This window comes from Bittarella sp. HCP28S3_D9 (assembly GCF_052065655.1).
Taxonomy (GTDB): Bacteria; Bacillota; Clostridia; order Oscillospirales; family Ruminococcaceae; genus Bittarella; species Bittarella massiliensis.
On sequence record NZ_JBQHTP010000003.1, the window covers coordinates 79281 to 93082 of the forward strand.

At 47.9% G+C, this 13802-nt stretch carries 12 protein-coding genes; 5 read left to right on the top strand and 7 right to left on the bottom strand.

What is annotated here, in order from left to right:
• Positions 1-219: 219 nt before the first annotated feature.
• The 5 genes from ACTNAU_RS03155 to ACTNAU_RS03175 form a co-directional block, all read right to left on the bottom strand.
• A complete protein-coding gene (locus ACTNAU_RS03155) occupies positions 220-1257 on the bottom strand; it encodes a glycosyl hydrolase (RefSeq protein WP_002573989.1) in 1038 nt (345 codons plus the stop codon).
• Positions 1235-2527, bottom strand: coding sequence for a glycosyltransferase family 2 protein (locus tag ACTNAU_RS03160; protein ID WP_003509271.1), 1293 nt, complete (start codon positions 2525-2527; stop codon positions 1235-1237). The genes ACTNAU_RS03155 and ACTNAU_RS03160 overlap by 23 nt, the downstream gene beginning before the upstream one ends.
• Positions 2528-2548: 21 nt before the next feature.
• Positions 2549-3736, bottom strand: a complete 1188-nt coding sequence (locus ACTNAU_RS03165) for a nucleotide sugar dehydrogenase (RefSeq protein WP_002566654.1) — start codon at positions 3734-3736, stop codon at positions 2549-2551.
• 28 nt (positions 3737-3764) lie between these two features.
• Entirely contained in the window at positions 3765-4049 is a 285-nt protein-coding gene (locus tag ACTNAU_RS03170; RefSeq protein ID WP_018595755.1) for a hypothetical protein, read from the bottom strand.
• 336 nt (positions 4050-4385) lie between these two features.
• Positions 4386-5222, bottom strand: a complete 837-nt coding sequence (locus tag ACTNAU_RS03175; protein WP_002573990.1) for a tyrosine-type recombinase/integrase — start codon at positions 5220-5222, stop codon at positions 4386-4388.
• Between the two features lie 377 nt (positions 5223-5599).
• On the opposite strand from ACTNAU_RS03175, the gene ACTNAU_RS03180 reads away from it, so the two are divergent.
• The 5 genes from ACTNAU_RS03180 to ACTNAU_RS03200 all read left to right on the top strand — a co-directional run bounded on the left by ACTNAU_RS03180 (position 5600) and on the right by ACTNAU_RS03200 (position 9510).
• A complete protein-coding gene (locus ACTNAU_RS03180; protein ID WP_002566656.1) occupies positions 5600-5929 on the top strand; it encodes a plasmid mobilization protein in 330 nt (109 codons plus the stop codon).
• Complete coding sequence (locus tag ACTNAU_RS03185) at positions 5890-7224, top strand: relaxase/mobilization nuclease domain-containing protein (RefSeq protein WP_441097522.1); 1335 nt, start codon at positions 5890-5892, stop codon at positions 7222-7224. The genes ACTNAU_RS03180 and ACTNAU_RS03185 overlap by 40 nt, the downstream gene beginning before the upstream one ends.
• The gene (locus ACTNAU_RS03190) at positions 7221-7592 is read left to right on the top strand and encodes a cysteine-rich VLP domain-containing protein (protein WP_009324596.1); all 372 of its coding nucleotides are present in this window, start codon (positions 7221-7223) and stop codon (positions 7590-7592) included. The genes ACTNAU_RS03185 and ACTNAU_RS03190 overlap by 4 nt, the downstream gene beginning before the upstream one ends.
• A gap of 225 nt (positions 7593-7817) precedes the next feature.
• A complete protein-coding gene (locus ACTNAU_RS03195) occupies positions 7818-8741 on the top strand; it encodes an abortive infection family protein (RefSeq protein ID WP_002573993.1) in 924 nt (307 codons plus the stop codon).
• On the top strand, positions 8734-9510 hold the full coding sequence (locus ACTNAU_RS03200; RefSeq protein ID WP_441097524.1) for a hypothetical protein: 777 nt from the start codon (positions 8734-8736) through the stop codon (positions 9508-9510). The genes ACTNAU_RS03195 and ACTNAU_RS03200 overlap by 8 nt, the downstream gene beginning before the upstream one ends.
• Positions 9511-9582: 72 nt before the next feature.
• Here the strand turns inward: ACTNAU_RS03200 and ACTNAU_RS03205 are convergent, their stop codons facing one another.
• Both ACTNAU_RS03205 and ACTNAU_RS03210 read right to left on the bottom strand, forming a co-directional pair.
• Positions 9583-9783 (bottom strand): transposon-transfer assisting family protein, encoded by a 201-nt coding sequence (locus tag ACTNAU_RS03205; RefSeq protein ID WP_002573995.1) that lies wholly within the window; start codon positions 9781-9783, stop codon positions 9583-9585.
• Between the two features lie 3 nt (positions 9784-9786).
• Positions 9787-13725, bottom strand: a complete 3939-nt coding sequence (locus ACTNAU_RS03210) for an LPD25 domain-containing protein (RefSeq protein ID WP_002573996.1) — start codon at positions 13723-13725, stop codon at positions 9787-9789.
• Positions 13726-13802 lie beyond the last annotated feature (77 nt).

Below are 13802 nucleotides of genomic sequence, written 5' to 3' on the forward strand. Positions count from 1 at the left end.
CTCCCATCCAATACCTTACGAACCGCGGTGTGGTTGCTCGGGGCGATCCGGCTGATGTAATGACAGCCTGATTGCGCAACGTTCCTTTGGTTTGATGTTCCATCTTTCACTTTCTCCATTTTTTAGAAAATAACTTCGATACAAAATCCAAGGACAACAAACAGTAAAATGCTGATAATCGTTCCAACTCTCGTCATGATCTGATACTTTGTAAACTTCTTATTTCGCACAAATGTAATCCCTCGCATTCTCAATAAATGTATCTAATATCAATTCGCAATCTGTAAACTTGTATTGTCTTGCACTTTCTAGATCTTGATTTAAGAAAATAAAACCGATGCATTTATCGTAGGTTCCAAGATAATCAAAAACAGATTGTATGTATTCATTGCGAACTTCATCACTGGTGCTATGCTCCGCGATCTCTCCAAAAATAATTGGCTTATTATATGCTTCCAAATAGTCTCTTTGACCTTCATTTTCATAGAATTGCTGAAAACTCTCACGGGAATCCAATGTGTTATTCAATGTCAATCCGACATAATCAACATACTCATCACCTGGATAATATTTCGTTGTGTATTCGTCTGCCCTGTTGGGAGACCATACCCACTTAACATTGGGAGCATATTCCCTACCCAAGTTCACAATGTGAACCCAAGCGTTTACATATGCGTGAGCATCATCTGTTTGCCAACTGTACCAACCAGATTTGTAAGAGGGCCTCATTTCCATTTCATGCGCTAATCGAACAAAAAGTTCTGTATTGGCTCTGTTATCCGAAGAGAGTTTCTTAAAATATTCAATAATTAAATCATCATAATACCCGTCAGAAACCAATTTTAAGTCCCAGTCGGTAGGCTGCAAAGTGATAAACGCTATATATTTATTGTCGTCTAAACATAAAGAAATCTTGTAATCACTTGTCTGATCAAAACGATCAAACCAAGCTAAAGTATTGATGCTGTCAGCTAAAACATCAGTCTCTTCGGGGCCTTGAACATAAACGCCCAAATATCTTTGTCCCTCTGTAATAGGATAATATTCAGACTCGACAACTGAGGATTCTGTTACAATAGATTCCGTAGTTGGTTCTTCCAGTGTAGCTTGACTATTACTCGGAGCCTCAATAGACGCAATGCTGTCAGAGCCATCGGCCTTCTCGGTATCGACAGGCTGTTCGTTGCAACCAACCCATAATATAAATATAGCAGCCGCGAATATACAAATGCAATTAAGGAACTTCCACTTTATCATTGTCCTCCTCCAATTTCCGGGTGCCCCATTCCATATCGTCAGAGCAGAGCATAAGGCCTAGCAATCGGATAGGAACCATGACAACAGTTAAAACAAGGATGAATACTGGAAGCAGTAATGTATAATACCACTTCACACTTCTCATAACCTTAATATTTCGTGAACCAAAACTAATGATACAACCAAGAAGAATAAAGAGAATGATCTGCCACCATGGAGCGGTATATGCCAATGTTGGAATCGCGCAGCCAAGTATATTTAACACCTTGCAAATTATAGTATTGGCATAAACGCTAACCAGCATCATCGGACTAATCATATCTGACCAGTAAATAAAGCACATCAGCTTGGCGTTTTTTAACATCCAAGGAGTCATTCTCAGATTGTTATACTGTGAACCTTCCGACCATCTTAACTGCTGCCTGATAAATTTTTTCCATTCGGTGGGCGCATCTGTATAAATTACTGAGGTGTCTTGCATAACTGTTTTGTACCCCTTTCGGAGCGTCAGGTTTGTGAGGCTTCTGTCATCGGATACTTCTTTGTGAAATCCCATGAATGTCTCATTCATAAAGTCATACATCACATCTATCAAAATCTGAGTACGGAAAGCAATTGTCCTGCCGGGAAGGCAGCCCACTTTGCCTGTAACGCTCATTGCTTTCATCGTTCCTTCAGCTCTGATCTCTTCAAGCAAATTTGCAAACATGGTTACGAGTTTGCGGTCAGGATCAAGTATTTTCTGTCTGGTTGTAACACCGCCAATTTTTTGATCACAAGCAAAAGGCTTCAGCAACTCGGACAAAGTATCCTCTGTCCATACCGTATCACTATCCACAAGCACTGTTATATCGGAATTCGGATTAATGTGCTCCATTGCCACACGGATCCCATTTCTCTTACCGGCAACAGGTGTATAATAATGCTGAACAGGAGTAAAGCCAATTGGTAAATTCCTGTTGAAATCTACACACAGGTTTTCAAGCCCCTCGTTTTTTGGCCCATTAATGACAACTATAATCTCAGACGGATTCTGGCGTGCTATTTTCATCAGAACACTATAAAATAGATCTAATGGTTCGTCAACGACTGGGAGCAGCACCGATGTAAAATAATTTATTTCTTTATCTTCATAATCATATGGCTTATATCGAATAGCATGGAAAAATACTATTCCCCATCGAATGAAAATGAATGCGAAGAAAAACATAAAGAGGTGAAGGTTATGAGTTTTGATATAATCCTCGACCATCAAGAAAAATGTGTACATTACAATCACCGCCTCGCCGGGTCAATCTCTTCCAAAGATGTCTCTTGTATAAACCTTATACATAACTTCCGAGAGTTCACTGGAAACTCTATTAGCAACAATAACATCACATGAACGCTTAAACTCCGCAAAAGAATGTACAACCTTATAACCCATAAACTCTGCGGCATCGCCTAATAAGGGTTCATATATTACAATTTCTTGTTTTTCTTTGGAAAGCCCCTCCATAACACCCCAAACAGCACTTGAACGGAAATTGTCAGAATTAGACTTTGCCGTTAAGCGGTAAATACCAACTGTGCCAGGATGTTTATTCAGAATTCCCTTTATGACATGGCCTTTTTTGGTGTGGTTTGCCTGACACACAGCGGTAATCAAATTTTCAGGAATATCATGAAAACTTGATTTCAACTGCTTTGTATCTTTCGGGAGGCAATATCCGCCATAGCCAAAAGATGGATTGTTATAATGCTTACCAATTCGAGGATCATGACAAATTGCATCTATGATGTTCTTTGTACTTAACCCATTCATTTCTGCAAAGGTATCCAATTCGTTAAAGAACGCAACACGCATGGCTAAATAAGTATTAGCGAAAAGTTTAGCGGCTTCTGCTTCATCAAGCCCTATAATCAAGACGGGAATATCTTCTTTATTTGCGCACTCTTGCAAGATGGTTGAAAAAACCTGTGCATGGATAACCATAGCAGGGTCTGCAATATCTGTACCAACAACAATTCTGGAAGGGTACAAATTGTCGTATAGGGCTTTCGTTTCTCTTAAAAATTCAGGGGAAAATAGAATGTGGCTGGTGTTATATTTTTTTCGCACACTCCTTGTATACCCAACAGGAACCGTACTTTTGATGATCATAATGCAATGATCATTATTTGCCATACAAATTTCTATGGTGGAATCAACCGCATGAGTATCAAAGCTATTGGTTTCATCCTCATAATTAGTAGGTGTTGTAATAATTACATACTCGGCATCTTTATATGCTATTGCCGTATCTACAGTGGCTGTCAAATTTAGTTTTCTTTCGGCAAAAAACTTTTCGAGATATACGTCCTGAACGGGAGAAATACGGGAATTAACTTTCGCAACCTTTTCTTCATCAATATCAAGCACTATTACTTCATGCTTTTGGCCTAACAGAGTGGCAAGAGATAACCCCACATAACCTGCGCCTACAACAGTAATTTGCATAGCATTCTAACCACCTTTCTATTCAAATTCATTCTCGGCTCGGATGACGTTGCAAACCGCTGCAGTGTTCCGATAGATGCTTCATCAACGTTTCTTTCGCGGCGGATGCATCCGCTTGCTGGGAAAGACCCGTCAGATAAGCCAAGGCGTCATTCCACGTTTTTAGCGAAAAGGCTTCCGAAGGAACATGTAAAAGCTCCCTGGACAGATGGAATTGCTCCCATGGGCTGAGATACCGCAAATCCGACAGATACCCACATCCGGCCTTCTGGGCCAAGCACTCCAACAATTCTACCGACCATCTTTCTTCCACTTTATTCACCTCCTGCCATTTCAAAGGGAATATCCTAACCACAAACTTTCCTTTTCTGAACGATTCAATTACCGCAGAATAATGATTCTGGGGTAATCGTTACTGCTTCTAGGAAGAAAATTATTATTTTAATCAACTAAGGGCGTTCTGACAGGCATAAAAAGCAGACCTGCGCACATATTTCGCGGTGCAGGTCTATTTTTCGTATTTATTTTGCTGTTCTATATGTAATAAATGGTTGAAAATCTGCTCTGATACACTTATAATAGAGCTAATCAGTTCTACTTGTAACTGAGCAAGGGGGCCATGGAACCACAGAATCATTATTCCGTGGTGCTATGAGATCAGATGCATCCGCTGTAAGGTTCGCTCATGTTCCCGTGTGCCCATAGCTACATAGATACGCGTGGTGTCCACGGAGGCGTGTCCTAAAATATCCGCAAGATATGCCAGATTCTTTTTGATGGCATAATAGCATTTTGCAAACAAGTGCCGCAAATTGTGGGGAAAGACCTTTTCAGGATTTACCCGCGCCGCCCGGCACAGCTTTTTCATATCATGACAGATATTGCTTCGATCTAAGGGCTTTCCGGTACGGGTGCAGAACAGATACCCCGTTCGGATGCCTTTTTCTTTGGCATAGGCGTTCAATTTCCGGCACAGCTCTTTTGTCAAGAGAATGGTGCGGATTTTGCCTTTCATGCGGATTTCCGCTTTTCCTTTGTGCAATGCCTCCACAGTCAGAAAGGAAAGCTCACTGACCCGGATTCCGGTGGTGCAAATGGCAAGCATCACATGATACAGGCGGCTGTCCTTTTTCCTTTTGGCAGCGTCTAACAAGCGGTGGTATTCCGCTTCGGTCAAATCTCGGCTGTCATCCACAAATACCGTATGCTGGATTTTCAAAAACCTCACCTTGCAGGCCGCCAGCCCCAGGTAGTCCAGATAGGAATGAATGGCGGACAGCTTGGCATTTACGGTGCGGGCATGGTGGCTCTGTTGCAGTTGCTCTCGATATTCCAGCACCTTTGCTTTTGTAGGTTCTTCCCCCTGTAAAAATGAAAGAAACCAAACCAACTCACGAACATACTTTTGTATGGTTGCGTGAGATTTTTCATGTTCGGTCAAGTAGATGCGGTACTCCCGCAAGATTTCATTGTAATTTTGTTTCATCGTGTTTTACCTCTTCTAAATTGATAGTATGAAAGTAGTATGACAGAATCTTTTATACCGTATTCTCTGCAAAGGTAAAACAAAAGAACGGGTAAGTTTAACGATGTGCTGTAGACACGGACCGTCAAGCGAACGCGTCAAACGGATTCGGCATTTGTTTATCATTTGTTGTATGGAGGCCAAGGGCCTCTTATTTTTTTGCAAATTTTTCTTTCCAAAGCGCTATTTTGCGGGTAGTTTGATGGCTTCTCAGAGTATTAGGAGTGGAGGAAAAGAAAAACAGCAAGCATAGGGAGTGTAGCCACACTCCCGGCAAACGGCTTCCCGTTTGTATCTTGGGGAAGTCCCCAAACCCCTGAATGAACGGAGGTGAACCAATGGCAAACCGAAAACGGAAATTTGTGCTGCGCGTCCCAGTGACGCCGGAGGAACGGGCGCTGATCCAACAGAAGATGGCCCAGCTTGGCACAAAGAACTTTTCTGCCTACGCCCGGAAAATGTTGATCGACGGCTATATCGTCCATATCGACACCGGCCCCGTCCGGGCGCAGACCGCAGAGCTGCAAAAAATCGGCGTCAACATCAACCAGATTGCAAGGCGTATCAACAGTACCGGGACTGTGTACGCGCAGGACTTGGAGGACATCAAGGGGGCGCTGGCACAGATATGGCAGTTACAAAGATCCATCCTATCAAGTCAACGCTGAAAAAGGCGCTGGACTACATCGAGAACCCGGACAAGACCGATGAAAAGCTGTTCGTTTCTTCCTATGGCTGTTCCTATGAAACGGCGGATATAGAATTTCAAATGCTGCTGGATCAGGCGTACCAAAAGGGAAACAATCTGGCACATCACCTGATACAAGCCTTTGAACCGGGGGAAACCACGGCGGAGCAGGCCCACGAGATCGGGCGGCAGCTTGCCGATGAAGTGCTGCAAGGCAAATACCCCTATGTGATTACCACCCACATTGACAAGGGCCACCTGCATAACCACATCATTATCTGCGCCGTGGATATGGCGAACCAGCGCAAGTACATTTCCAACCGTCAGAGCTACGCCTTTATCCGGCGCACCAGCGACCGGCTGTGCAGGGAACACGGCCTGTCCGTGGTGATGCCGGGCAAGGACAAGGGAAAGAGCTATGCCGAATGGGACGCCCAGCGCAAGGGCAAGAGCTGGAAAGCAAAGCTGAAAACCGCCATTGACGCGGCCATCCCGCAGGCCAGAGATTTTGACAGTTTCCTGCGGCTCATGGAGGCGCAGGGCTATGAAGTCAAACAGGGCAAGTTTATTTCATTCCGCGCTCCCGGACAGGAACGCTTCACCCGCTGCAAGACCTTGGGGGAGGATTACTCCGAGGAACGGATCACCCAGCGGATCAGGGACATTGCCATTGACCGGGGACCGCGCAGAAGAAGCGCCGGGGAAATCTCCCTGCGGATTGCCTTGGAGGACAGTATCAAGGCCCAGCAGTCGGCGGGCTATGCGCGGTGGGCGAAGCTGCACAACTTGAAGCAGGCCGCCAATTCCTTAAACTTCATCACAGAACACCAGATCGACAGCTACGAGGGCTTGGAAAGCAGGCTGGCCGAGATCAGCGCGGCCAACGACGCGGCGGCCTCCGCCCTGAAAGACGCAGAACGCCGCCTTGGGGATATGGCGCTGCTGATAAAAAACCTCTCCGCCTACAAGCAGCTCCGGCCTGTGGCGCTGGAACTGCAAAACGCCAAAGACAAGGCCGCGTTCCGGCGGCAGCATGAAAGCCAACTGATCTTGTATGAGGCGGCGGCAAAGGCGCTCAAAGAGGCCGGGGTCACAAAGCTTCCCAACCTGTACGCCCTCAAAACCGAGTATAAAAAGCTGGACGCAGAACGAGAACGGCTGTCCGCACAGTACAGCGAAGCGAAACAGAAATTGAAAGAATACGGCATTGTCAAACAGAATGTAGACAGCATTTTGCGGACAGCGCCGGGAAAGGAGCATACGCAGGAACGATGAACATACCGAGAATGAGTTACCCCCAATACCGCAAGGCCCGCAGGCTCACCCATGCGTGCTGCAACTACTGTAACAGAAACTGCCTCCTGCTGGACGATGGGGAGGAATGTGTCTGTGTGCAGAGTATTTCCTATTCGCTGCTGTGCCGGTGGTTCAAGGTAGCCGTCCTGCCGCTGGACGCGGCACTGTGCGCCGAGATCACCAAAGGCCGGGACGAAATCAAACGCTGCGCCGTCTGCGGGGCGGCGTTTACGCCCAACTCCAACCGGGCCAAATACTGCCCGGATTGCGCGGTGCAGGTGCGCCGGAAGAAAGAGGCGGAACGCCAGCGGAAAAGATACCTCCTATCTACGCATTTAGGGCGGTAAAAGTCCACGGAAATCAAGGGTTTTTCCGCATGGTCGGCAGGCAGGTGGATAAAGTTATCCTGTTCCCCTCAAAACGGGGTTCTAAATGCGGGAAAATGGACAAAAAAGAAGCGCCGGACGCAGAGGCTTTGACAGCCCCCGCGCCCGGCGTTTTAATATGGTGGCACATATTGCGGTTTTCTGCTACAATAAATAAAAACACAATTTAATTGGGGAGATATAATTATGAAGAAGAATGAATTTTCTTTACTTCGTTCCAAAGAAATAATAGCAATTTTAGACGGGGATAAGGAATTTGGTGATATGACCTTTGAAGATAAATACGGCAATGAAAAAAACATCAAAATTGCCATGCCATATCTTAGTGGGCCAGCTATATGCGAAATTTCCTCCCTTTTTGGGCTACCCTCAACTTATTCATGGTCTGGTGGCGCATTAAGTCGCTGGCAATATTTCGATCAAGTCATGGATTTTTGTATTAAGCAAAATAGAATGTCCGATTTTCTTGCCTACATATTTTCCAAAGATAAATTTGTTGAATCGTTAAAGGGTTTATCGCCAGAAGATATTGAGGAAGCGTATTGTACTATTGTGCAGAAAATCTTAGAGCAGATTAACAGTATTCTATATTTCGGCGGCAATGAACTCCGTGTGGTTGGCAAGTCATATCAAATTGGGCAAATTGGTAAGGTTATTACTATTGCTGCACCAACAGTAAAGGTTATAGACCGCGCTTATATAAAAGATTTGGCTGAAAGAGCTAACAAAGATATTGATGATGGAAATTTTGATAGTGCAATAACAAAAGCTCGCACAATACTTGAAGAAACATTCTGCTATGTCATTGAGCAAAAGGGAGAAGTGCCATCAGATAGCGGTGATATTGGAAAACTTTACGGTCAAGTAAAATCTCTATACAATATGCACGCACACAAAGATTTGGATAGGCGTATAAACACCTTACTTTCCGGCTTGGAAAAAATAATTTCTGCAATCGCAGAAATGCGAAATAAAGAGAGTGATTCGCATGGTGTTGGTAGCAAGCGCATTGGTATAGCGGATTATCATACGCGGCTTTTTGTCAATTCTGCAATCGCAATGGCAGATTTTATTTTATCAGTCTATCTCAATACAACACACAATGAATAATCAATTAAAAGGAGAAATTATAATGAATCAAGATTTTATTGAGGGACAAACGGATTTAGAATTAGTTGAGGTGGATTCTATTGTAGATTCTCTATCAACTTGGATTGAACAGGGTGCAGAGGATATTGTGACTTTTTTTAGTTCAGATGAAGTTTCGGATATACTGGATGAGATAAAAGAACTGGGAACAGAACTATCAAATGCGCTCAAAGTTGTAAAAGTAATTCGTAAAAGTGCAAGTATTCCCGACAAATTGTTCATGCGTAAAATGGAACGGTATTGCGCCGGGCTTGTATCAATTCCAGCTTCAAAACGGGAAAAATATGTGAAAAGGGTTGGAAAAGAAGCTCTTAATAAAGATTCTGTATTTATCCTTGGAGTTCTAAATAAAATTGAAGAGCTATCAAAAATTGATATTCTTATTAGATTATTTGAAGCAAAAATGGATGAAGAAATTGACGATCAAACATACCGCAGAATGATGTTGCAAGTTGATCGCACAATGTTTTCTGATATTTTGTTTCTCAGGGATAATATTTGTGATGGTGAAATAAAGATCACATCTGTTGAAACAGAGAATCTATTGGCTACAGGCTGGTTAATATTTGCTGGAATTGGTATTGGTTCAGCTACTGAAGATGGCGGGAATTTATATTCATATACACATACAGCAAAGCAATTTTGTAATATAGTCTTTCAAAGCAATTTTGAGATTAACGATAATATAAATCCAGCAGTAGGAACTCTTTCATTTGATATAATAGGCTAATAGTCAAATCATAAAAGCGCCAGGAGCAGAGGCCATACAGTCCCTGCTCCCGGCGCTTTTGCTATACTTGGATCACTCGTCTGTGAAGTGGAACCGCTGCGCCGTAAAGTCGGCGTCGCTCATGGCGTCCAGCTTATCGGCGGTCTGGCAGGCCAGCGCCGCCATTTCCTTGTCCATGTCCGGCAAAGCTGCCCGGAGATTTGCCGCCGTCCTGCGGCGGTCAGCGTTGTGGTACAGACAGATCAGGTTTTCTTCTCCCACGGTGAAATACATTCCTCATACCTCCATTTCTTTTGATTTTTCTCGCGCCGGGGGCCTCTTTTTCTGTTCCTCCTTGGCGGTGGCAAGCTGCGCCTGGATGGACGGTTTCTTTTGCTTCTGCGTCGTCTTTCGGGTCTGCTTGGGCTTTTTGGCCTCCGCCTTGGCTGCCTCGGCCACATCCAAAAGAGAAATCTGTTCTCCGGCTTTTGCCCTTACTTCCAGTTCCTCCATAGACGGGGCGTTGTTCATCATGCCGTCAATCATGTTGTAGTTCTGCTCGGTGGACATTTCCACCGTCTTGATATGACTTTCCTGCTGGACGGGGATGGCAAAGGCCCTTGTGCCGTTTGCCATAATAAGATACCTGCCGTCCTCCGACTGGTGGTGGAATCCATACCCGGCGGCCTCCATCTGTTCCCGGCTCCTGTCGGTCAGATAGAAACGGCCCCTTGGCGTCTGGATTTGTTCGCCGGTCATGCACTCGTCCGGCGTGAGCTGCTTTTCCTGCTGGACAAAAAACTCCGGCACCTGCCGGTAGTCGGCCCCCTCGTCCACATAGTAGGCGGTCTGTTTTCCATCCTGCCGGAACACCACAATATCCCCCATCGAGAGGGAATGTCCCTTGTAATCGGCGGGATGTTCCATGTTGAAGCGGCGGTAAATCTCGTCCAGCGTAGTGTCCTTGTCCAGCGGCGCAGTGTAGACAAGCTGGTAATTCTTCCTGTCCACCGAAAGCCCATCCGCCTGCAATTCCTCATAGGAACGATAGCGGAAGTCGCGCCCCTCCGGGCCGGGCGGCACTTGGTAGATGGAAAAGTTGGGCTGCACCGGGGCCTCATAGTCAGAGGCAACATATTCCTCCACCGTCAGCCCGGAAGCGGCGGCCTCCTGTTCCAGCTCTGCCTCGATCTGTTTTTTGTAGTCCTGCAAACTCTGGTCGAAGTCGGCAAGCTGCGGCGGCTCCGGCAAGTGGTACTGGCCCTGATTGAGAAGCGGGCGGCACTCCTTTACATAGTCCAAAACCGCGTTGAAATAAGCGGTCTGTTCCGGCGTCAGGGTTTCCCCGGATCGCAGGGGACGCCGGGCCTCCTGCTCCATAGCGGCCAGATTGCAATGCAGCTCCATATACGGAACAAACTCATGCAGCAGCATATCCCGCTGGGCCTTGTCCGCCTCCCATGCCTTCGGCCCCTCATGGTGCAGCACATGGTTTTTCCAGCTTTCATCCTGTGCATAGTATTCGTGGTAGCCCCGGATATGTTGGATCAGGGAACCGTCCCCGTCGCCAAAGTCCTGCCGTCCCTCGTAGCTGTCCGGCTGGCCCTGCATGGTAAAGTCAATGCGGAACTTGGTCTTGTCGTACCAATGGCCCGTATAGCCCGGCTGCTCCCGTTCATGGCGTCTGGCGCTGTCCAGCTCCTTGAAAACGGCCTCGGCTTCATGCAGCGGCATTTGCTGGCCGTCTTTCAGATGGGGGCTTTCACTCCAAAGGATTGTGACAACCGGCTCCGCTGCCGGATACTGCGCGATCTGCCGCTGGGCGTTGGCAACGGCAATCTCACTTTCGATCTCGCTTTTCACAAAAGAATCCATCTGGCCCTTTTGCAGCTCATAGCCCTGTTCACACAGGCGGTTGATAAGCCCGATCACCTTGTCAGTATCGCCCACGGCCTCGGCATAGGCCACGATCAACTGCCGTTCCTCGCTGCCCAGACGCGGGGCGTTTTTCTCTGCCAGCTCCATCAGGGCGGCGGCCCGGTCAGCCGGGGACGCCTCCGGCATGAACGGTTTCCCATTCAAAAGGCCGTCGATCCCGTTCCACGCCTGCGGCTGGGGAATGGCGTTGGCCTGTTCAGCGGCTTCCAGAAAATCATCCAGCCTGTCGCCGGTCAGGGGTTCCATTGCCCCAGCCGGTAGCTCATGGATGGCAAGGATTTCTTTTCCGGCTTCCGCAAGGGACAGGTCGGGATTATCAAGCTGGCCTCCGTCCAGTTCCTTGTAGTCGGGGTCGTACAGCGTGTAATCATAGCCGGTTTCCGATGTCTGGATATACAGGTAATCGCCGCTTTCCAGACGGTAGGCGGCCTCCTGCGGGGCTTCTGCCTGTTCCAGCGTTCCGTCCCCGACAATGGTAAAGCCCTGCGCCTGCGCCGCCTCCTTGGTTCCCTGCGACACTTCGCCGGTGGATTTCAAATCCGCGTCAATCAGGGTTTGCAGCATGGCTTTTACGCTGGCGGTCATTTCCTGCTGTTGCTCCGGGGACAGCTTGGAAAATACGCTGTCCGGGTCTGGCTGCTCGGCGGCCTGTTCTAACGGCGCGGCCTGCGGCTGCTCCTGCTGGGCCTGCCGTTCTTTCTGAAGCTGGGCAAGGTGGCCGTCAATGGTGGTAATCAGTTCATGGGCGGTGGCCCGGATGGTTTCAAGGGAGGCTTTCAGCTCTTTCAAGTCCTTGCCGGAACTCCAACCGGCCACATAGCCAAAGGAATAGTCGGAGGTGTCCAGCCCGTAGTGCTGGCAGACGGCATAGGCCACGCTTTCAGCCTGCACCTCGCGGGTGCGGCTGTCGGGGCGGTCGGCCTGCTCTATGGCCGGGGCTTCCGGGTCGATGGCGTGGAGCTTGGAATGGGCGATCTCGTGGATAGCCGTCTTTAGGGTCTGTAATTCGCTCATGCCCTCCTGAATGGCGATCCGCTTTTCCGTCAGGTGGTAGTAGCCGTGGGAACCGCCCGGAATGTCCTCAAAACCAATGGGAACCGGGGAGGTCTGTTCCAGCGCCTTGAAAAATTCCCCGTAGCGTTCCACGCTGCCGGTCAGTTCTTCCACGCCGATAGAGGGCAGCGGTTCCCCCTCGGTCTGGCTCACATCAAAGACGGAAACGATCTTAAAGGCCGGAACCTGTATTTCCTGTACTTCGGTAACAGGCTTTCCGTCTTTTCCCATCACCGGCCTGCCCTGTGCGTCCAGCTTTTGCACTTCCTTTTTCGCCTTGAACGGGGCCGGGGCCAGTATCTTGATGGCCTTTTCGCCTTTCTTTACATTGCGGTGAAAATCGTCCCGCCACTTGTTGTAGCCCGCCACAAGCTGTCCGCCCTGCATGGCGATCAGGAGGGTGTTGTTGAAGCTGTAACTGTGGAACTTGGACATGGTGGTGAGATAGGCTTTGTAGCGTTCACTCTCGAAAAGCTCCTGTATGCCGGTTTCCAGCCGGTCGGTGATCTCTTTCATGCGCTCGGCGCTGTTCTGGCCGTTTAAGAGAATGGGGGTGACAGGCTGCGGGGCCTTTGTAGGCGCTGCAGCCTCCGGCTGCACCTTGCTTTCCTCCCGCAGAATTTCCGGCACAGGATAGGCCATCACCCGGTATTGTTCCGGCACTGGCTGGCCCTCATGGACGCGCTGCCATTCGTCGCCGCTTTTTACCAGATAGCCATAATCGGTAAAAACACCATGCTCTGTGTTGGCAATATGCAGGCCAAAACGGGGCAGGAAAATCCCAGCTTTCCATTCCTCCGGCATATCCACCATGCCGGAACGGTTTAGATAGTAGTCGCCCAACTGTCCTGTGCCGGTGACATCCGGCAAATGCACATAAAAGTCCACATTTTCGGGATAGTCGATAATCTGGCCGATATTGTGAAAATCACTCTGCGGGCTTGTCAGGGCGGCGTTCAGCTCCGTAAGTTCGGTGGCGTCCAGCTTTTCCAATCTTGCGGCAAGGAAGTTCAGCTCATCCATGCCTGCGGACAGCACCATATCACGGGGCAGCTTAATAGGTCGCTTCTGTGGGCTTCTATACCCGTATAGAAAAAAGTCCTGTGGATTGTCGGTGCTGATTCCGATTTCCCGCAGGGCTGCTTGCAGTTTTTCGGTTGTGGTCGGCAGAGAAAACCATAGGCCCTCTTTGCCTTGCTCATAACGCTGTCGGTTATGAAGCAGTACAGAAAACACTTCGCTCATTGAATCGCTCCTTTCACATAATATAAGGGTTTGGGGCTTCCCCAAAGAGAAAATCCCCGGCCCGGCAGGTGCGCCGG